The sequence below is a fragment of the Nitrincola alkalisediminis genome (assembly GCF_009821115.1).
Taxonomy (GTDB): Bacteria; Pseudomonadota; Gammaproteobacteria; order Pseudomonadales; family Balneatricaceae; genus Nitrincola; species Nitrincola alkalisediminis.
In genome coordinates, this window is record NZ_VYTY01000001.1 from 117,258 (window position 1) to 135,880 (window position 18,623).

Here is an 18,623-nt window from a genome sequence, read left to right on the forward strand (position 1 = left end):
AGAAAGTTATGACGCAACAGCTTACGATTGCCCTGTCAAAAGGCAGGATCTTAGACGAAACCCTACCGTTATTGGCGGCTGCTGACATTTTTCCGGCTGAGGATATATCACGCAGTCGTAAGCTGATTTTTGATACAAACCATCCTCATATACGTTTAATGGTTATTCGCGCAACCGACGTTCCCACTTATGTAGAGTACGGTGGTGCAGACATGGGGGTTTCAGGTAAGGATGTGCTCATGGAGCATGGGGGGCAGGGACTGTATGAACCCTTAGATCTAGAAATCTCTCGCTGTAAGTTAATGGTTGCAGGCCTTAAAAACGCGGGACGTGTCGAGGGGCGGATGCGTGTAGCAACAAAGTTTGTTAATGTGACTCGAGAGTATTATGCCCGGTTAGGAACGCAGGTTGATATCATAAAGCTCTATGGGGCAATGGAGCTTGCGCCAGTGATGGGGCTGGCGGATCGAATCGTGGATATCGTTGATACTGGCAATACACTCAGAGCCAACGGCTTGGAAGCGATGGAGCATATTGCTGATATTAGCTCTCGTCTGGTTGTTGGACAGCCTGCAATGAAAATGAAGTATGAACTGATTCAGCCGATCATTGAGCAAATGAGAGCGGCCGTAATTGCTAAACGAGAGGGTTTATAAATGACGCAAGTGTCTATCAAACGTTTGTCCTCCTCCCAAAGCGATTTTGCGCAGCAGCTAGATGCATTGTTGGCGTGGGAGTCTGTGTCTGATAAGCGTGTTAATCAAGTAGTTGATGACGTCATTGCACAAGTCAAAGCTAGAGGTGATCAAGCATTGGTTGAGTATACCAATCAGTTTGATCGCATGCAGGCTCAGAGTATGGCTGAGTTAGAGCTTTCGCCTGAGCGTCTAGCTAAGGCATTGCATGATTTGCCAGCAGAGCAGCGTGCGGCACTTGAAACAGCGGCGACACGTATCAGCCAATACCATGAACGTCAGAAAAGTGATTCTTGGCGTTATATGGAAGCGGACGGAACGCATCTGGGGCAGCAAGTAACACCAATGGATCGGGTAGGTATTTATGTACCTGGTGGTAAAGCGGCATACCCATCGTCTGTATTAATGAATGCATTGCCAGCAAAAGTGGCAGGTGTGAAAGAAATTATTATGGTGGTTCCTACACCAGACGGCGTTGTCAATGAGTTGGTGTTGGCAGCGGCGGCTCTTGCGGGCGTTAATCGAGTCTTTACCATTGGAGGAGCGCAAGCCGTTGCTGCTTTAGCCTATGGTACAGCCACCGTTCCTAAAGTGGATAAGATTGTGGGTCCTGGCAATATTTATGTTGCCACGGCAAAGCGAGCAGTCTTTGGTGCTGTTGGTATCGATATGATCGCAGGGCCATCCGAAATTCTTGTTATTTGTGATGGAAAAACAAACCCTGATTGGATTGCAATGGACTTGTTCTCTCAGGCTGAGCATGATGAAGACGCGCAATCCATTTTGTTATGTCCAGATGCTGATTATCTGAATGACGTTCAGGCTAGTATCGAAAAACTACTACCGACAATGGAGCGTCAAGCGATTATTAAAACGTCGCTTGAAACGCGTGCTGCATTGATTTTAGTGGCGGACTTGGCAGAGGCTGCGCAAATCAGTAATCGCATTGCTCCGGAGCACTTGGAGCTTTCAGTTGAAGATCCAGAAGCCTTGTTGCCTGCGATTCGTCATGCGGGTGCTATTTTTATGGGGCGTTACACGGCTGAAGCGCTTGGCGATTATTGCGCAGGCCCGAACCACGTTCTTCCCACGTCAGGTACTGCACGCTTTTCTTCACCTCTGGGTGTGTATGACTTTCAGAAGCGTTCATCGTTAATTATGTTTTCGCCTGAAGGTGCATCTGAAATGGGTAAAGTCGCGTCTGTTTTGGCCCGTGGAGAGAGCTTGACGGCGCATGCACGCTCAGCTGAGTATCGTATACTGGATTAGCGGTATCTAGGATTAAGGCCCTCAGATTTGGTCAACGAATCTGAGGTCTTTCTCCAATAGTGGCGATCAACGACATTTCGCGTCCATCGCGCAAAATCTCCATCCTTGCTTTCTCACCGGGGCGTATTCTGGCTATGCGGCTCATGGTCAAACGCGCCGTTGACGGTGGTTCTCCATTTAAGGCCAGTAAAATATCACCGGGCTGAAGACCTGCTTGATGCGCCGGACCATTGCGAAAAATGCCCGCAATAATCAGCCCTTGACGGTCCGTTACACCAAAGGACTCTGCTAGAATTGGAGTCAGCTCTTGAACCTCTATGCCAAGCCAGCCACGAATGACACGACCGTGCTCAATTAAGTCTTGCATGACCTTTCGAGCGACTGACGCTGGAATTGCAAAGCCTATGCCATGTGAGCCACCGGATTGGGAAAAAATGGCGGTATTAATGCCCAGTAAATTACCGTCCGGGTCGATTAGCGCCCCCCCTGAGTTCCCTGGGTTGATGGCTGCATCGGTTTGAATGAAGTTTTCGTAAGTGTTTAAGCCAATACTGTTACGACCTATCGCGCTGATGATCCCCATTGTGACAGTTTGGCCTACACCGAAAGGGTTTCCAATCGCTAATACCACATCACCGACTCTTAAATGGGCATCCGATGTGCTCAGTGTGATGCTGGGGAGGTCGGTTAGGTTAATTTTTAAGACGGCTAGGTCTGTTTCAGGGTCACTACCTATGACAGTTGCAATGGACTCTCGTCCATCCTGCAGCGATACAATGATCGTGTCAGCACCGCTGATGACATGATTGTTGGTAACCACATACCCTTGGCGACTGATGATAACGCCTGACCCTAAACTGGATTGGATTCGCTCTTGCTGTTGAGGGAGGCGATCTTGATTAAAGAATTGACGAAAAAATGGGTCTGCAATTAAAGGATTGTTGTTTTCACGAACGACAGTTTGCGTAAAAATATTGACTACAGCAGGCGACGCACGATCAACAGCATCGGCATAGGAAATACGCTTGATACTATGGGTTTGCTCTGGAATAAAGGTTTCTCGAATTTCAACTTTATTCACTTCTTGCACATTGAAATTAGGTAGGAACTGTAAGATCAACAGGGCAGCAAGGATACCTGTTAGAATTGGCCAACCGAGGAAACTAAACTTTTTCATCGTTCCTTATCTGCGTATGAATTTGTTACATTATACGAGTTGTTTAACTAAATTGGGACGTCTAGGCCATGAATAATCCGGTAATTGAACGAGAGGCATTGTTGAAGTACTGCCATGAATTGTTAAAGGTGGATCGCTTCAAGGATTATTGTCCTAATGGCTTACAGGTTCAGGGTCGTTCGGATATACGCAAAATCATGACGGGGGTAACAGCATGCCAAGCGCTCATTGATGAGGCTGTGGCGTGGGGAGCTGATATGCTATTGGTTCACCATGGGTATTTTTGGAAAGGTGAATCTGAAGTCATTACCGGCATTAAGTACCAGCGTCTGAAAACCTTGCTTGCCAATGATATTAACCTGGTTGCTTATCATCTGCCTTTGGATGCTCATCCTGAGTTGGGCAACAATGTTCAGCTTGCGGATAGACTAGGGTTTGTGGTTCAGTCAACGATGGAACCGAACAATCCTTTTGCAATTGGAAATATTGGTGCTCTCGCAGAGCCTCTTGAATTAAGTTTATTCTCTCAGCATTTGGAGAGGGTGTTGCAACGAGTGCCTCAGGTGATTGCAGGTGGGGCGCATCCGGTGGGTAAGATTGCTTGGTGCACGGGAGCGGCTGACAAAATGATTGAAAGTGCGTATGCGTTGGGTGCAGATACCTACATCAGTGGAGAGATTTCTGAGCCTGTTGTTCACTTTGCACGAGAGGCGGGTATACATTACATTGCAGCAGGGCATCATGCTACCGAGCGATACGGGATTCAAGCCCTAGGCCAGCACTTGGCTGACCGTTGGGAGATTGAGCACAGGTTTGTTGATATAGATAATCCAGTTTAACGCTTAGTTTCATTGCCTTCGTCGTTGAGGCCTGGATCTGGTTGAGGCGGAGGTGTGATTTCATCTTTCTTTTTTAAGCCGTAACTGCTCGAAAGAGTGCCTTCTTCATTCGGTGCCTTGGGTGCATAATCACGAGGAGGTTCGATGACGTTTGTTTGATCTTCTAAGTTTGAGTCTTGAGGTGGCTTAACGTCTTCAGTTTGTACGTCGGGTATCAAGGCTTCAACCTGCTTTGGTTGTAACGATGCATGAAGAGAGTTACCCGCGGCTTGATTTGGACAGAGTGTCTGTGCTCCAGATGCCAGATGCTCATGAACTTTACGATATTGCTCAGTCAAGTTGTTGACGAGCTCAGCTGTCGTTTCGAAGTGAGACGTGACTTCCTGCTTGTATCGGTGCAGTTCGGTTTTGGTTTGCTTGATTTCGTTGGCTGTCTCAATTTTTTGTTTGCTGCTTCCTTTCGAAAAGCCAAGCATATAGCCAATCATGGCGCCAATAACTAGGGCAATAAGAGTGATTATCCAGATAGTTTCCTGTTCCACTAGAAGTTCCTCTTCGGAGAGTCGTCGTTAAATTCAATAAAAAGCATAATATCAGATTCAACACTCAAGTGTTGTGCCTAATCAAGTAATGAAGCGAAATTTTCTGAGAGGATCTTAGTTTTCGCGTGCCGATGACGGCTGCCAAAGAACCTCGCGCCCTCCTTTTTCTCTTGCTAAAAAACGTGCCGTAACAAAAAGGTAATCGGATAATCGATTGAGATAAGCCGCGCCCATCGGATTGATGGTCTCATCTTCTATACTGGCCAATTCAACCATACGGCGTTCGGACCGACGACAAACCGTGCGAGCAAGATGGGCTGTGGCAGCGGCTCGATTTCCACCGGGTAAAATAAACTCTTTCAAAGGAGGAAGCTCGTCATTTAAGATATCCAGCCAGTGCTCTAAGCGATTGACGGTTTCCAGTTGAATGACAGTGTAGCTCTTGTCGGCTATTGCAAGCTCACCTCCTAAGTCAAAGAGATCGTTTTGGACGGTTTGCAGATTGCTTAATAAGGGGTGAGAGCTTTCTAATTCACTAATTAGCAGGCCAATTAAACTGTTAAGTTCATCGACATCACCCAGTGCTTCAATTCTGGGATGATACTTTGGTACGCGGGAACCGTTAGCCAGTCCAGTAGTGCCTTTATCACCACTGCGGGTGTAAATCCGAGTTAAGCGATCAGCCATTGTTTGCTCTCCTTGGTGTCTATTAAAGTAGCGTACGTGCAGGGATGCATATCTGTGGATCGGGCGTTAAGTTCAACGATGGGTTTTTGTTTGGATAGGGTAGATTGTTTAGGATATAGCGCATGGCATTGAGTCTCGCACGCTTTTTATCGTCGGATAAAAGTGTGATCCATGGGGAGTCGGCTGTATCTGTATGTCGAAACATGGCTTCTTTTGCATCGGTATAGGCGTCCCATTTGTCCAACGAAGCCATATCAATCGGTGAAAGTTTCCATTGTTTAAGTGGATCTGTTTTACGTGATTGGAAACGTTGGAACTGCTCATCGCGGCTGACTTCGAACCAGAGTTTAAATAATCGAATTCCACTACGGACCAGCATGCGTTCTAGATCAGGGGTGTCTCGCATAAACTCCAGATATTCTGATGGGCTGCAAAACCCCATGACACGCTCTACACCTGCGCGGTTGTACCACGAACGGTCGAATAACAACATTTCGCCTGATGTGGGCAGTTGTTTAATGTAGCGTTGGAAATACCATTGTCCAGATTCGACATTAGAGGGTTTTTCAAGAGCAATGATTCGGGCGTGCCGAGGGTTTAAGTGCTCCATGAAGCGCTTTATCGTGCCTCCTTTGCCTGCCGCATCACGCCCTTCAAAAATGATTACGACACGCTGTCCCGTTTCTCTAACCCAGCTCTGCACTTTCAAAAGTTCTATTTGAAGTGCTTTTTTTTCTTTTTCATACTCTTTACGCGAGAGTTTATTAGCATAAGGGTAGTTCATACTTCGCTCTTGTTTGTTGGTCGCGATTCCAATTTAGAGAAGGGTGTGTCCAGTTTGTTAGACAAGCGCTCATATTCATGGGCGTCTCTAAATTCCAATGCTCGGCTTCTTCAAGTGAAACCGTCCAAATTTATTGTGTTTTGGCCTTGATTCACTGATCATAGAGCGTTTGCACAGTGCGATTGACCAAGGTTATGTTTAGTCAGCTTTGTACATTCGCAGGCTTAAGGACGATGAGTTGTCCTAATGCCAAGAATGGGCTGGTTCATTACACTTCCCAATAATTTAACCTATCGTATACCTTAACACAAAGGAGATAAATTATGCCTTCATTTGATGTGGTTTCCGAGCTGGATTCCCATGAAGTGACCAACGCGGTAGATCAAGCAAATCGTGAAATTCAAAGTCGCTATGATTTCAAAGGTGTGAAAGCTGACTTTGAGTTGCAAGATGATACGGTCAACATGACAGCCGAAGTAGATTTTCAATTGCAGCAGATGATGGATGTTTTACGCAACAAGCTAACAGCACGTAAGATTGATATACGTTGTATGGAAGTAAAAGAGCCCGATTTGAGTGGGGTTAAGGCGCGTCAGCAAGTCATTCTGCGCCAAGGGCTTGATCAAGCCTTGTGTAAGAAAATTACCAAATTGGTAAAAGACACTAAAATGAAAGTACAGGCTCAAGTTCAGGGCGAGAAGGTGCGCATCACAGGTAAAAAACGTGATGATCTACAAGAGGCGATGGCTTTGCTCAGAGAATCCAATCTTGAGCTGCCTGTGCAGTTTAATAACTTCAGAGATTGATTGCTTTGTGAGTTCATCGTGGAGTATCTCAACATGCCCAGGCTCGGGTATGTTGAGATACTTTGTTAGCAGGATTAGATACGCAAACCGCCATCCACTTCGAAGCAACGTCCATTTACATAGTCATTCTCAAGAATGAAGGTTACGGTTGACGCAATTTCTTCAGGCTTGCCTAAACGTTTTGCTGGAATACCTGCCGCGATTTTTTCGAGCGCTTCAGGCTTCATGCTCATGACCATTTCAGTGCCAATATAACCCGGTGCAATTGACGCCGCACGGATACCGTAGCGAGACAGTTCTTTTGCCCAAGTAACCGCCATTGCTTGAACGCCGGCTTTTGTCGCCGTGTAGTTGGTTTGGCCCATGTTGCCAGAGCGAGACACAGACGAAATATTCACGATGCAGCCAGATGTGCCAAGCTCAATCATTTTGCAAGCGGCTTCACGACCACAAAGGAACGTGCCTGTTAAATTGACATCCATGACTAGGTTCCACTGGTCCATTGTCATTTTAGCCGCTACTTTTCCATCTTTGACTTTGATGAATAGACCATCGCGAGTGATGCCCGCATTGTTGACGAGTCCATGCAGTGTGCCAAAATCGCTGACAACATCATCAAACAGTTTCTCGACATCCGCTTCTACAGATACGTTGGCAATGTAGCCACGCGCTTCTGAGCCCAATTCGGCGCAGAGTCCGATGGTTTCGTCCAGATCTTGCTGGTTCAAATCGGCCAGAGCCAATTTAGCGCCTTTGCTGGCCAGTTCAAGCGCCATCGCGCGCCCTAAACCACGTCCGCCACCGGTGATGACGATCACTTTATCTTGCAGATCCATAATAATGTACCTAGTTGGTTGAACATGTCTCTATTGTGCGACGCAAAATGCTGCAGCGCAACAAATATTCTGTTATAAGTTGCTCATCTTTTGGTCGAATTTGAAATAAGGGAAAATACCTATATATGGGTGTAGGTCGGTTATGAATTGAGCTTCGTTCTATCATTGCTTGATTCACACTTGCGAATGTGATCCACTGCATTGGATTCATGCAAAGAGGTTACCTATGCGCTATATATTTTTACTCTTCATTATTGTCCCAATCATTGAAATCACCTTGCTGATTAACGTCGGCCAGATGATTGGAATTATGTACACGATAGGGTTAGTGCTGCTATCGGCATTTATTGGCGTCAATATGTTACGCGTTCAAAGTCTTAGCACTCTGATGAAGGCTCAGGAGCGGGTGAATCAAGGTGAAATTCCTGGAAAAGAAATGGCTGAAGGTGTTGTGCTGGCTGTTGGCGGTGCTTTGTTAGTGACGCCGGGGTTTGTCACGGATGTTGTGGGGTTTTGCTGTCTTATACCTTGGACGCGTTCGGCCATTGTTCGCTTTATTAGCCAGCGATTTCAGCTTATCGCGTCGCACAAGACCGTTCATGCTCGTTATACCGAAACCCATGTTAAATCCTCTCATGCATCCCATGCGGCTCCGGGTGATGTGATCGATGGTGAGTATACCCGTAAAGAATAATTTTTTGATGAACCATTGAAAATGAGTTTGCCTCCCCCCATATACCCCACCAGAGCTTAAGACGGACAGTGAAGTTAAATTTTTTTGACTTCAACCATTGAAAAAAAGATGTCTGGCCATATGTATCAGGCATCCATTAATGGAAACTGTCATTCTTTGACATTAAACCAAATAACATCGCTTTAGATCCTAACTACCAGGAGATATACCAGATGAACATTCGTCCACTTCACGATAATGTCGTTGTACGTCGCAGCGAAGAGGAAAAAACCACTGCAGGTGGCATCGTATTGCCAGGTTCTGCAGCTGAAAAGCCAAATCGCGGAGAAGTTCTTGCCGTTGGACCAGGTCGTACATTGAATAATGGAGAAATCCAAGCATCCTCTGTCAAAGTTGGCGATACAGTATTATTCGGTCAATATGCCCGTTCAAATGTAGTAAAAGTCGATGGCGAAGAACTGATGATTCTTCAAGAAAGTGAAATTTTCGCAGTGGTTGAAAAGTAATAACTCTCTCTATATCACGTAGCGTTTTTTATCTGACACCGAATTTATTATAGGATTCTAAATAATGGCTGCTAAAGAAGTACGTTTTGGTAATGATGCTCGTCAGCGTATGCTCGCTGGTGTAAATATTCTTGCTGATGCAGTAAAGACCACCTTAGGCCCTAAGGGTCGTAACGTTGTTCTTGAAAAATCGTTTGGCTCTCCAACCATCACCAAAGATGGTGTGTCTGTTGCTAAAGAGATCGAACTGAAAGACAAGTTCGAGAACATGGGCGCGCAGATGGTTAAAGAAGTTGCGTCTAAAGCCAATGATGTTGCAGGTGACGGTACAACAACGGCGACTGTTCTGGCACAAGCGATCGTTAATGAAGGCCTCAAGTCAGTTGCCGCGGGTATGAATCCGATGGACCTTAAGCGCGGTATCGACAAAGCGGCTGCAGCCGTTGTTGAAGAATTGCGCAAAATGGCAGTTCCTTGCACTGACTATAAGGCAATTGCACAGGTAGGTACTATCTCTGCAAACTCTGACGCTGAAGTCGGTCGTATCATTGCAGAAGCGATGGAAAAAGTTGGTAAAGAAGGCGTTATCACCGTTGAAGAAGGCTCTGGTTTTGATAATGAGCTAGATGTTGTTGAAGGCATGCAGTTTGATCGTGGATACCTGTCACCTTACTTCATCAACAACCAAGAAACCATGTCAGCTGAGCTAGACGATCCGTTCATTCTGTTGGTTGATAAGAAAGTTTCTAACATTCGTGAACTTCTGCCTGTTCTAGAGCAGGTTGCTAAATCCTCACGTCCGTTACTGATCGTGTCTGAAGATGTTGAAGGTGAAGCCTTAGCAACGCTTGTGGTTAACAACATGCGTGGTATTGTTAAGGTGGCGGCTGTTAAAGCCCCTGGATTTGGTGATCGTCGTAAAGCCATGCTGCAAGACATTGCTGTTCTGACCGGTGGACAAGTCATCTCTGAAGAGATCGGTTTGTCTCTAGAGCAGGCAGGCCTTGATCATTTGGGAACGGCTAAGCGTGTTAGCATTACCAAAGAAAATACAACTATTGTTGATGGTGCGGGTTCACAAGCTGACATTGAAGCACGTGTTGCGCAAATTCGTGTTCAAATCGAAGAAACATCGTCTGATTACGACCGTGAAAAACTGCAAGAGCGCGTTGCTAAATTAGCAGGCGGTGTTGCTGTTATCAAAGTCGGTGCAGGCACCGAAGTTGAAATGAAAGAGAAGAAAGCACGCGTCGATGATGCTCTTCATGCTACACGCGCAGCCGTTGAAGAAGGTGTTGTACCTGGCGGTGGTGTTGCATTAATTCGTGCACTTGATAACGTCGGTAAGTTGCAAGGCGATAACCATGATCAAACGATCGGTATCGAGTTGGCTTTCCGTGCGCTTGAAGCACCGATTCGTCAAATCGTTACCAATGCTGGTGGCGAAGGCTCTGTAGTGGTATCTAAAATCCGTGAAGGCAGTGGATCTTTCGGTTTTAATGCGGCGACAGAAGAGTATGGCGATATGCTAGAAATGGGTATCATCGATCCTGCTAAAGTTACACGTGCAGCGCTTCAAGCCGCTGCGTCTATCGCAGGCTTGATGATCACCACTGAAGCTATGATAGCAGATTTGCCAGAAGACAAGCCTTCTATGCCTGATATGGGCGGCATGGGTGGAATGGGCGGCATGGGCGGCATGATGTAATATCGCCCTAGTTAGTCTTTTCTAACTGAAAAAAAGCTCTGCATCTGATAATCTGATACGCCTTAGTATCTTTATCAGGTGCGGAGCTTTTTGCATTATAGCTTCACCTAACAATGGTCACTGTTTGGCAATGGGAGTTTGGTGTTCATGAGTACACGGCAAGAACCTCAACTTAATATCGAACGGCTGAAAGATCGCTCAGAAGATGCGATCAGTATTTTGCGCGCAGATGTCCAATTGATTAAACAGCAGCAAAAGCGTGGCGTTAGTATTTTTTTTCGACTGCTTATCCTGCTGTTGTTAGTAGCTGTAGGGGGGCTGGGTTGGAAACTGATTGAATTAAATGACCTGCTTGATCGACAGCAAGCGGTGCTCGCATCAACACAAGCCGATTTGGAAGCGCAGTTGCAGAGGCTGGATCGAAACATGTCTGAGAATCAGCAGGTGGTTGATGTAACAGAGGCGTCTTTTGCGGATATGCTGGCCAGTGTCGAAGCGGAGTCGGCTGAAAATTATGGCTATTTGAATTCAGAGATCATCAAAATATGGGATCAAATGTTACGGCTTCGTCCTGAAGATATTGGGCATATGCAAGCGTCTTTAATACAGCAAGAAGTGGCGTTAGACGCGATTAATCAGGCCATTCAGCAATTGCAGTCAAGCAATGAAGAGGTTGCTGTATTAAGCAATGCCGTTGATAGATTAGAAGAGCGTTTTACTCAAAATCCAATCGATGAGGTTGTAAACCAGCTTCGTGACCAAGTGATTGCAATAACGGTAACGCTGGAGCAGTTGCCGAGCGTCGCGCAAGTGAGTGATATGAACGACAGGCTGGATCAATTAACTGCAGCCGCAGATGTAAGCGAAGCGATCGATGTTGAGCCTATCTCTCGCCGCCTTGATGAGATCGCTCGTCAGTTGCAAACCCAAGAAGCTCAGATAGCCTCTCAAATAACACAGCTGCAAAACGATCAGCGTAGAACGGATCAACGTTTGGCAGGGCTGAATAACCCTGCGCCTTCCGTTCCTGTAGGCTTGGAGACAAAGGTGAATCAGCACGAGATCGCTATTCAAGCCATTGATGGTTCAAGAATTCAGATAAGTCGTGATATTTTACAGCTACGAGAGCAGGTCAATCGTATACAATTACGATTAGAGCAAATGAATTAACGGAATAAATGCTTTTAGCAGACACTTGGGTTTTGACCCAATGTAAACGTATTTAAAGTGATGAGTAGATAAATGATACGACAGCCAGAGCTTTTGTCTCCAGCGGGGACACTCAAAAACATGAAATATGCCTTCGCATATGGTGCGGATGCCGTATATGCAGGTCAGCCGCGTTATAGCCTGCGTGTGCGCAATAATGATTTTAATCATGACCACTTGGCTCAAGGTATTTCGATTGCTCATCAGTTGGGTAAGAAGTTTTTTGTTGCGAGCAATATATTGCCCCACAACTCGAAGCTCAAAACCTACATGGATGACATCACGCCCGTTATCGAAATGGGGCCAGACGCGTTGATTATGTCAGATCCAGGTTTGATCATGATGGTTAAAGATCGCTTCCCTGAAGTGCCAATCCATTTGTCCGTTCAAGCCAATACAATGAACTGGGCAAGCGTTAAGTTCTGGCATCGTATGGGCGTTGAGCGAGTGATCCTGTCTCGAGAGCTGTCGCTTGATGAAGTTGAAGAAATACGTCAACGCTGTCCTGAAATGGAAATAGAGGTTTTCGTTCACGGTTCATTATGTATTGCTTATTCAGGTCGTTGCTTGCTGTCAGGCTATATCAATCATCGAGATCCAAACCAAGGGACTTGCACGAATGCGTGCCGTTGGAAGTACGATGCACATGAGGCAAAGCAAGATGATTCAGGAGATATTGTTCCGGTTCAGCAGTTTGAGCCAGAACAAAAGCCAAGTGAGCAAATATTCTTGCTACAGGAGCAGTCACGTCCGAACGATTATATGCCTGCATTTGAGGATGAACATGGAACCTATATCATGAACTCAAAGGATCTTAGGGCTATACAGCATGTGCATCGACTTGCTTCCATGGGCGTTGATTCGCTGAAGATCGAAGGTCGCACTAAATCACACTATTATGTTGCCAGAACTGCGCAAGCCTATCGTCGTGCCATTGATGATGCGGTTGCCGGAAAGCCCTTTGATATGGAGCTGATGGATGTGTTGGAAAACCTGGCAAACCGTGGCTACACCGAAGGCTTTTATCGCCGCCACGTTCATGACCAGTATCAGAACTATGAGACAGGTAACTCTGTGGGCGTGCACCAGCAGTTTGTTGGTGAAATTGTAGAACAGGATACTCAAAATGGACGTTTAGTGATTGATGTAAAAAATCGTTTTGAGTGTGGAGACGCGCTAGAATTGATGACGCCAGCCGGTAATCATCGTTTCCGTTTAGATGAGCTTTTATCCACAACGGGTGCCAGGATTGAAGCGGCCCCAGGCTCTGGTCATCGCGTTATGTTTCCCATGAATTTAGAGGGCGATATGACCTACGCACTTTTAATGCGAGACCTTCCAAACGCCCCTGCTAAAAATTAAGAACCCAATGGCAAAATCGTATGATTTCATAAGGGCTGTAAGGCCCTTTTCATTTCCAGTTGCACTGATTACCTGTGGTTTGGGTATTTTGATGGCCTTTTTGGATGGTGTCTGGAGTCCATCAAAAGCTGGGTTGATTCTTGTCGCAGGTATCCTGCTTCAAGCCGGTGTTAATTTAATTAATGACTACGCCGACCTGACAACGCACCCGCAGCTTAACAACAAAAAGGCGTCCAGTCTCTTGGCGGCTCGTCAGATTGTTCGTAACTTTCAGCTAGGGCTGTTGGCGATTCTATTAGCGGCTGTCATCGGTTTTTATTTGGTTATCCAATCAGATCCACTCCTGTTGTGGATTTGTGTGATTGGCTTTGTTGGCTGTTTGGGCTATACCTTGCCACCCTTGTCTTTTAAGCACCGTGGATTGGGTGTTGTCTTGGTCTTCTGGTTGATGGGCGTCCTAATGGTGAAGGGAAGCTATTTAGCCTTAGGGGCCAACTTCAACCTGCAAGTCGTCTTAATGTCGTTGCCGATCAGTTGTTTAGTGTCTCTGCTATTGTTGAGTAACGAGTTGCGCGATTATGAGGTTGATGCGGCGCAACACATCACAACACTTACTGTTAAGATTGGCTACGAAAAAGCGCAGTGGCTGTATATCGGATTGCTGGTGATGTCGGTATTGGTCAGTTTGGCATTATGGCTATTTGGACTATTACCTACACCTTATTGGCTGATCTTGAGTCTGCCGTTTCTGATCAAACCTTTCCGATTGCTCAGTGCTGAGCCTGCTGCACGTATGGCTCTAACGCCCGCTACAGCTCGGTTTTTGTTATTATTTGGCCTGTGCTTTGCCCTGACCTTAGTACAGCCTATCCTGATTGGCGTTTTCTATACGTTTTATACTAATACCTGACAGGCAGTTGTTCGATTTTAGGGTATAATCACGTCCCTATGACGCGTCGATATTCTGCGCATCTGTCGAAGAACCACCTGTCAATTTAATGTAACAGCCCGATTGGAGACTCCCAATGAGCGTTATCCGTCAAGACGATTTCATTAATAGCATTGCTGATGCACTGCAGTTTATATCCTACTATCACCCGATTGATTTTGTAAAAGCAGTGCATGAAGCGTATCAGCGCGAAGAAAATCCTGCCGCTAAAGATGCAATGGCACAGATTTTAATTAACTCCCGCATGTGTGCTGAAGGTAAACGCCCTATCTGTCAAGATACGGGAATCGTGACGGTTTTTCTTAAAGTGGGTATGAACGTTCAGTGGGATGCCAAAATGAATGTGACCGATATGGTCAATGAAGGCGTCCGTCGTGCTTACTTGAATCCTGATAATGTCTTGCGTGCTTCGATATTAGCTGATCCAGCAGGAAAGCGTCAGAACACTAAAGACAATACGCCTGCCGTCATCCATTATGAGATCGTTGACGGTGATGAGGTTGAAGTTCATGTCGCTGCAAAAGGCGGTGGTTCTGAAAACAAGTCCAAAATGGCCATGCTGAATCCTTCAGACAGTATCGTTGATTGGATTGTGAAAACAGTTCCAACCATGGGAGCGGGTTGGTGTCCTCCTGGAATGCTCGGAATAGGCATTGGTGGCACCGCAGAGAAGGCGGCTGTGATGGCGAAGGAGTCCTTGATGGATCCTATCGATATTCATGAAATTCGTGAGCGTGGTCCTCAAAATCGAGTGGAGGAGTTGCGTTTAGAAATCATGGATAAGGTCAATGCTCTAGGCATTGGTGCTCAAGGTCTGGGCGGTTTAACAACGGTACTGGATATCAAAATCAAAGACTATCCGACTCACGCGGCGTCTTTGCCTGTCTGTATGATTCCGAACTGTGCTGCTACGCGCCATGCCCATTTCACACTTGATGGTTCTGGCCCAGCTGTATTGACACCACCGAGTTTGGAAGACTGGCCAGAAGTGACGTTTGAAGTGGGCAGCAATACCCGCCGTGTTAACCTGGATGATGTAACACCTGAAGAAGTCGCAACTTGGCAGGTCGGCGAAACCGTTTTATTGAATGGTAAAATGCTGACTGGACGTGATGCTGCCCACAAGAAAATGATCGAAATGTTGAACAACGGCGAAACCTTGCCTGTCGATCTGAAAGGCCGTTTCATTTACTACGTTGGACCTGTTGACCCTGTTCGTGATGAAGTGGTGGGTCCTGCTGGCCCGACAACGTCTACGCGTATGGATAAGTTCACTCGCCAGATTCTCGAAACAACGGGGCTGTTGGGGATGATTGGTAAGTCGGAGCGTGGGCCGGTTGCAATCGACGCCATACGTGACAGTAAAGCCGTTTACTTGATGGCCGTTGGTGGTGCTGCTTACTTGGTATCAAAGGCGATTGTCGGTGCTAAGGTGATTGCTTTCCCAGAGCTGGGGATGGAAGCGATTTACGAGTTTGAAGTAAAGGATATGCCTGTGACAGTTGCGGTTGATGTTAAAGGGGAGTCTGTTCACAACACAGGTCCTGCTAAATGGAAGGACATCATCGCTCATCAAAAGGCCTAACGTTTGAATCAATCAGCTGCAGTATTGTATGACTGCAGCTGATTGATTCATTTACACATTGATCACCGACCAACGCCGTAATAGGTAAATCCAAGTTCTCTTAAATATTGAGGTTCCCAAATGTTGCGGCCATCAATAATGAGGGGGGTTTTCATATTGGCTTTAAGTTGATCAAAATCAGGTGATGCATACTCATTCCATTCCGTTATCAACAACAGTGCATCGCTGTTTAGCGTCGCCTCAATCGCCGTTTCACAATAAATAATCTGGCTATTGGCACCAAAGTAGGTATGCAGCTCCAACATTGCAGCTGGATCATGCACTTTGATCACTGCACCTTGGGCCAACAAGGCTTTAATCACACGGACAGCGGGTGCATTTTCAATGCTGGCGATGCCGGGTTTGAATGCCACTCCCCAGATACTTATTACCTTATCGCGAATATCACACTGATAGTGTTGCCATAGCTTACGAAATGGCAATTCCTTTTGTTTTTCGTTTTCGCTTAGCACCATTTCCAGTAGTGTTGATCTTTGTTTGTGGCTGAGAAGGTCGGCCAAGCTTTTGATGCTGTGTGTAAAATGCTGGCCACCAAATCCACAGCCGGGCTGAAGATAGTGTTTGCCAACTCGAACATCGGCACTCATGCCCTGTATGACCAAATCGATATCCACGTGAAGTTGATCGGCCAGATTGGCTAATTCATTGATATAGCCTAAGCGAAGTGCAAGCATGCCGTTTATTGCAAACTTGGTGAACTCAGCTTCCTGCGGACTCATGAATTGAATTTGTTCCAAACCACCGCTAAATGGCCGGAAAATGGCTTTTAGCAGGGGTAGGGTTCGATCCGTATCACTGCCAATGATGAGTACGTCAGGATTGTTAAATTGATACAAAGCCAATCCCTGTTGGAGCGTGTCAGGGATGTAAGCGATACTCTGATGTGCGGGGTCGATTAAAAAACTGCGAAGCTTTTCACTTGCGCCAATACCAAAATTGCTTTGGTTTATGACTAACAAGCGCTTGTTGCGAGTTGTTAATGTGTCAATGATGGTCTGGGCTTGATTGAACTCCGAGGGGGCCATCGCCATCCAATGAGTTTCAAATGCACAACCTTCTTCAAATGAGCATGCAAAGAGTTGCTTTTTGTCCCGTTGTGTTTGAATGGCTGCCATTAAGCCAGGCTCATTGCAAATGCTAGTATCTTTGGGAATGAGCGCGGTGTTATGGGTTTCGCGCACCATATAGATATGATTGCCTTTTTCGGCAAGGCTGACAGCGCTGACCCATGCGGCTAGTTCGTCTCCCCATATTGCAATTTTCATGATGTTGTATCCTGATCCTTGTATTGGCAAAACTGGTTCAGTGCATGGATTTCTGTGAGCAATGCATTGGTTGCTCCATCAAAATTGCCCGTCTCTTGGTTTTCTATACTTTCTAGCAACTCATTTGCCATCACTTTTCCGAGCTCCACACCCCATTGATCAAAAGGATTAATATTCCAGATGACCGCTTGGGTATAGACCTTATGCTCGTAAAGAGCAATAAGCGCTCCAAAATTATAAGGGTTGAGTTCATCAAGTAAAAAGGTTGTGCTGGGTTGGTTACCGGGATAGCGCTTGTGGGCTGGCGCATTTTCCGCGTGTTTAATAACATCGTCACCCAGTGCCAGTGTACGTGATTGCGCTAAACAATTTGCCAGGGCAAGGCGATGTTGTTTTTTCAACTCATCGCTGTGGTCATCGTATCGTCGTGCAGGCAGAATAAAGTCGCACATGACTCTTTCTGTTCCCTGATGCAGAAGTTGGTAAAACGCGTGTTGCGCATTTGGACCCACTTCACCCCATAAAACAGGGCAGGTGCGTCGTGTTACAGGTTCACCGGATTGCGTAACGGATTTGCCGTTACTTTCCATTTCAAGCTGTTCTAAATACGCCGGCAAATGTGCCAAGCGACCATCATACGGAAGGATGGCATGTGCATGAATGTCTAGAAAATTAATGTTCCAGATTTCCGTTAACGCGAGCAAGACAGGTAGATTGCGCTCAAAAGGCGTATGTCTGAAGTGCTGGTCCATGCTGTGGGCACCATCCAAAAGCTGACGGAAGCCTGTCATCCCAATTTTGAGGGCGATGGGCAACCCAATCGCAGACCAGAGTGAATAACGTCCGCCGACCCACTGTGCAAAGTGGAGCTGATTCTCGCAAGGGATTCCCCACTCATTGGCTTTATCAGGAACGGCTGTCACACCGATAAAGTGGCGTTTCATCAATAGGGCATCATCAAGACCACTGGCATTGCACAGCCACTCTCTAGCGGTGGCTCCATTGGCTAAGGTGTCAATGGTTGTAAAGGATTTGGATGCCAAAATAAAGAGCGTGTTAGCAGGGTTGAGATGGTCGAGTACTTCTGCCAGTTGACTTCCATCCATGGAGGAAACAAAAATAAACTCCAGTTTTTGTTCTGTTGGAGCTCTAAACTCGGCCAAGGCTTTACAGGCCATCATTGGCCCTAGATCCGATCCGCCAACACCAATGTTTACGATAGTGGTAATCGGCTCACCTGAGAATCCACGCCATTGTCCAGCATGAATTTGAGTCACGATTTCATCCATGCGGCCTAAGCTTTCATAGACTTCATCAATTACATTCCGACCCTCATACTCGATTTGAGTCGATTTGGGGGCACGTAAAGCCGTATGCAATGCTGGGCGTTGCTCGGATTGGTTGACGATATCGCCTTCGAATAAACGTTCAATATGCTTGGTTAAATCAGACGCCTCAGCCAGTTGTGCAAGGCGTTTGAAGGTTTCAGGCACGATCCGCTGTTTTGAAAAATCTAACAATAAATGGTCATGACGGTGCTTCAATGAGTCAATGCGTGCCTCATCCTTGAGTAACTCTTTCAAATGGAGCGATTTCACTTCCTCAGCGTGCTCGCTGAGTCGTCGCCAAGCGTTTTCTGTCGTCATAGTC

The 18,623-nt window shown here is 46.3% G+C and carries 18 protein-coding genes; 11 read left to right on the forward strand and 7 right to left on the reverse strand.

The window, feature by feature from the left end; translation table 11 throughout:
* Positions 1-8 precede the first annotated feature (8 nt).
* Both hisG and hisD read left to right on the forward strand, forming a co-directional pair.
* Positions 9-656 carry an ATP phosphoribosyltransferase gene (gene hisG / locus F5971_RS00570; protein ID WP_036506386.1) on the forward strand — a complete coding sequence of 216 codons (648 nt, stop codon included), beginning with the start codon at positions 9-11 and terminating at the stop codon, positions 654-656.
* Positions 657-1,964, forward strand: coding sequence for a histidinol dehydrogenase (hisD, locus tag F5971_RS00575; RefSeq protein WP_193493435.1), 1,308 nt, complete (start codon positions 657-659; stop codon positions 1,962-1,964). It abuts the gene before it with no gap.
* Positions 1,965-1,995: 31 nt separating this feature from the next.
* On the opposite strand, the gene F5971_RS00580 is transcribed toward hisD, so the two are convergent.
* A complete protein-coding gene (locus F5971_RS00580; RefSeq protein ID WP_193493437.1) occupies positions 1,996-3,141 on the reverse strand; it encodes a trypsin-like peptidase domain-containing protein in 1,146 nt (381 codons plus the stop codon).
* A 68-nt stretch (positions 3,142-3,209) separates the two neighbouring features.
* Here F5971_RS00580 and F5971_RS00585 point away from each other — a divergent pair, with 68 nt between their 5' ends.
* The gene (locus F5971_RS00585; protein ID WP_193493444.1) at positions 3,210-3,980 is read left to right on the forward strand and encodes a Nif3-like dinuclear metal center hexameric protein; all 771 of its coding nucleotides are present in this window, start codon (positions 3,210-3,212) and stop codon (positions 3,978-3,980) included.
* Here F5971_RS00585 and F5971_RS00590 read toward each other — a convergent pair.
* From F5971_RS00590 to ppk2, 3 genes are all read right to left on the reverse strand, one after another.
* On the reverse strand, positions 3,977-4,522 hold the full coding sequence (locus tag F5971_RS00590) for a Z-ring associated ZapG family protein (protein ID WP_036506399.1): 546 nt from the start codon (positions 4,520-4,522) through the stop codon (positions 3,977-3,979). The genes F5971_RS00585 and F5971_RS00590 overlap by 4 nt on opposite strands.
* A gap of 114 nt (positions 4,523-4,636) precedes the next feature.
* Positions 4,637-5,209: a cob(I)yrinic acid a,c-diamide adenosyltransferase gene (locus F5971_RS00595; RefSeq protein ID WP_036506402.1), complete on the reverse strand. Its 573-nt coding sequence runs from the start codon at positions 5,207-5,209 to the stop codon at positions 4,637-4,639.
* 22 nt (positions 5,210-5,231) lie between these two features.
* Positions 5,232-5,993, reverse strand: coding sequence for a polyphosphate kinase 2 (gene ppk2, locus F5971_RS00600; RefSeq protein WP_193493446.1), 762 nt, complete (start codon positions 5,991-5,993; stop codon positions 5,232-5,234).
* 323 nt (positions 5,994-6,316) lie between these two features.
* Here ppk2 and F5971_RS00605 point away from each other — a divergent pair, with 323 nt between their 5' ends.
* Positions 6,317-6,799, forward strand: coding sequence for a YajQ family cyclic di-GMP-binding protein (locus F5971_RS00605; protein ID WP_193493448.1), 483 nt, complete (start codon positions 6,317-6,319; stop codon positions 6,797-6,799).
* Positions 6,800-6,873: 74 nt separating this feature from the next.
* Here the strand turns inward: F5971_RS00605 and F5971_RS00610 are convergent, their stop codons facing one another.
* Positions 6,874-7,635, reverse strand: a complete 762-nt coding sequence (locus F5971_RS00610; RefSeq protein ID WP_193493450.1) for an SDR family oxidoreductase — start codon at positions 7,633-7,635, stop codon at positions 6,874-6,876.
* A 226-nt stretch (positions 7,636-7,861) separates the two neighbouring features.
* Between F5971_RS00610 and F5971_RS00615 the strand changes: the two genes are divergently transcribed.
* The 7 genes from F5971_RS00615 to F5971_RS00645 all read left to right on the forward strand — a co-directional run bounded on the left by F5971_RS00615 (position 7,862) and on the right by F5971_RS00645 (position 15,648).
* Complete coding sequence (locus F5971_RS00615) at positions 7,862-8,329, forward strand: FxsA family protein (RefSeq protein ID WP_036506414.1); 468 nt, start codon at positions 7,862-7,864, stop codon at positions 8,327-8,329.
* Between the two features lie 212 nt (positions 8,330-8,541).
* Positions 8,542-8,835 (forward strand): co-chaperone GroES, encoded by a 294-nt coding sequence (locus F5971_RS00620; protein ID WP_036506416.1) that lies wholly within the window; start codon positions 8,542-8,544, stop codon positions 8,833-8,835.
* A 64-nt stretch (positions 8,836-8,899) separates the two neighbouring features.
* On the forward strand, positions 8,900-10,543 hold the full coding sequence (groL, locus tag F5971_RS00625) for a chaperonin GroEL (protein WP_036506418.1): 1,644 nt from the start codon (positions 8,900-8,902) through the stop codon (positions 10,541-10,543).
* A gap of 147 nt (positions 10,544-10,690) precedes the next feature.
* On the forward strand, positions 10,691-11,713 hold the full coding sequence (locus F5971_RS00630) for a coiled-coil domain-containing protein (protein ID WP_193493452.1): 1,023 nt from the start codon (positions 10,691-10,693) through the stop codon (positions 11,711-11,713).
* Between the two features lie 75 nt (positions 11,714-11,788).
* Positions 11,789-13,114, forward strand: a complete 1,326-nt coding sequence (gene trhP / locus F5971_RS00635; protein WP_223116238.1) for a prephenate-dependent tRNA uridine(34) hydroxylase TrhP — start codon at positions 11,789-11,791, stop codon at positions 13,112-13,114.
* Between the two features lie 7 nt (positions 13,115-13,121).
* Positions 13,122-14,024 (forward strand): prenyltransferase, encoded by a 903-nt coding sequence (locus F5971_RS00640; RefSeq protein WP_193493456.1) that lies wholly within the window; start codon positions 13,122-13,124, stop codon positions 14,022-14,024.
* Between the two features lie 115 nt (positions 14,025-14,139).
* Positions 14,140-15,648: a fumarate hydratase gene (locus tag F5971_RS00645; protein WP_193493458.1), complete on the forward strand. Its 1,509-nt coding sequence runs from the start codon at positions 14,140-14,142 to the stop codon at positions 15,646-15,648.
* Between the two features lie 62 nt (positions 15,649-15,710).
* On the opposite strand, the gene F5971_RS00650 is transcribed toward F5971_RS00645, so the two are convergent.
* Both F5971_RS00650 and pgi read right to left on the reverse strand, forming a co-directional pair.
* Entirely contained in the window at positions 15,711-16,973 is a 1,263-nt protein-coding gene (locus F5971_RS00650) for a nucleotide sugar dehydrogenase (protein ID WP_193493460.1), read from the reverse strand.
* The gene (pgi, locus tag F5971_RS00655) at positions 16,970-18,619 is read right to left on the reverse strand and encodes a glucose-6-phosphate isomerase (protein ID WP_036506421.1); all 1,650 of its coding nucleotides are present in this window, start codon (positions 18,617-18,619) and stop codon (positions 16,970-16,972) included. Before pgi ends, F5971_RS00650 begins: the two co-directional genes overlap by 4 nt.
* Between the last annotated feature and the right edge of the window lie 4 nt (positions 18,620-18,623).

Bases quoted from the DNA above. Each gene is read 5' to 3' on its own strand.
- hisG (WP_036506386.1), top strand. From the start codon at position 9: ATGACGCAACAGCTTACGATTGCCCTGTCAAAAGGCAGGATCTTAGAC.
- hisD (WP_193493435.1), top strand. From the start codon at position 657: ATGACGCAAGTGTCTATCAAACGTTTGTCCTCCTCCCAAAGCGATTTT.
- F5971_RS00580 (WP_193493437.1), bottom strand. From the start codon at position 3,141: ATGAAAAAGTTTAGTTTCCTCGGTTGGCCAATTCTAACAGGTATCCTT.
- F5971_RS00585 (WP_193493444.1), top strand. From the start codon at position 3,210: ATGAATAATCCGGTAATTGAACGAGAGGCATTGTTGAAGTACTGCCAT.
- F5971_RS00595 (WP_036506402.1), bottom strand. From the start codon at position 5,209: ATGGCTGATCGCTTAACTCGGATTTACACCCGCAGTGGTGATAAAGGC.
- ppk2 (WP_193493446.1), bottom strand. From the start codon at position 5,993: ATGAACTACCCTTATGCTAATAAACTCTCGCGTAAAGAGTATGAAAAA.
- F5971_RS00605 (WP_193493448.1), top strand. From the start codon at position 6,317: ATGCCTTCATTTGATGTGGTTTCCGAGCTGGATTCCCATGAAGTGACC.
- F5971_RS00610 (WP_193493450.1), bottom strand. From the start codon at position 7,635: ATGGATCTGCAAGATAAAGTGATCGTCATCACCGGTGGCGGACGTGGT.
- F5971_RS00615 (WP_036506414.1), top strand. From the start codon at position 7,862: ATGCGCTATATATTTTTACTCTTCATTATTGTCCCAATCATTGAAATC.
- F5971_RS00620 (WP_036506416.1), top strand. From the start codon at position 8,542: ATGAACATTCGTCCACTTCACGATAATGTCGTTGTACGTCGCAGCGAA.
- groL (WP_036506418.1), top strand. From the start codon at position 8,900: ATGGCTGCTAAAGAAGTACGTTTTGGTAATGATGCTCGTCAGCGTATG.
- F5971_RS00630 (WP_193493452.1), top strand. From the start codon at position 10,691: ATGAGTACACGGCAAGAACCTCAACTTAATATCGAACGGCTGAAAGAT.
- F5971_RS00640 (WP_193493456.1), top strand. From the start codon at position 13,122: ATGGCAAAATCGTATGATTTCATAAGGGCTGTAAGGCCCTTTTCATTT.
- F5971_RS00645 (WP_193493458.1), top strand. From the start codon at position 14,140: ATGAGCGTTATCCGTCAAGACGATTTCATTAATAGCATTGCTGATGCA.
- F5971_RS00650 (WP_193493460.1), bottom strand. From the start codon at position 16,973: ATGAAAATTGCAATATGGGGAGACGAACTAGCCGCATGGGTCAGCGCT.
- pgi (WP_036506421.1), bottom strand. From the start codon at position 18,619: ATGACGACAGAAAACGCTTGGCGACGACTCAGCGAGCACGCTGAGGAA.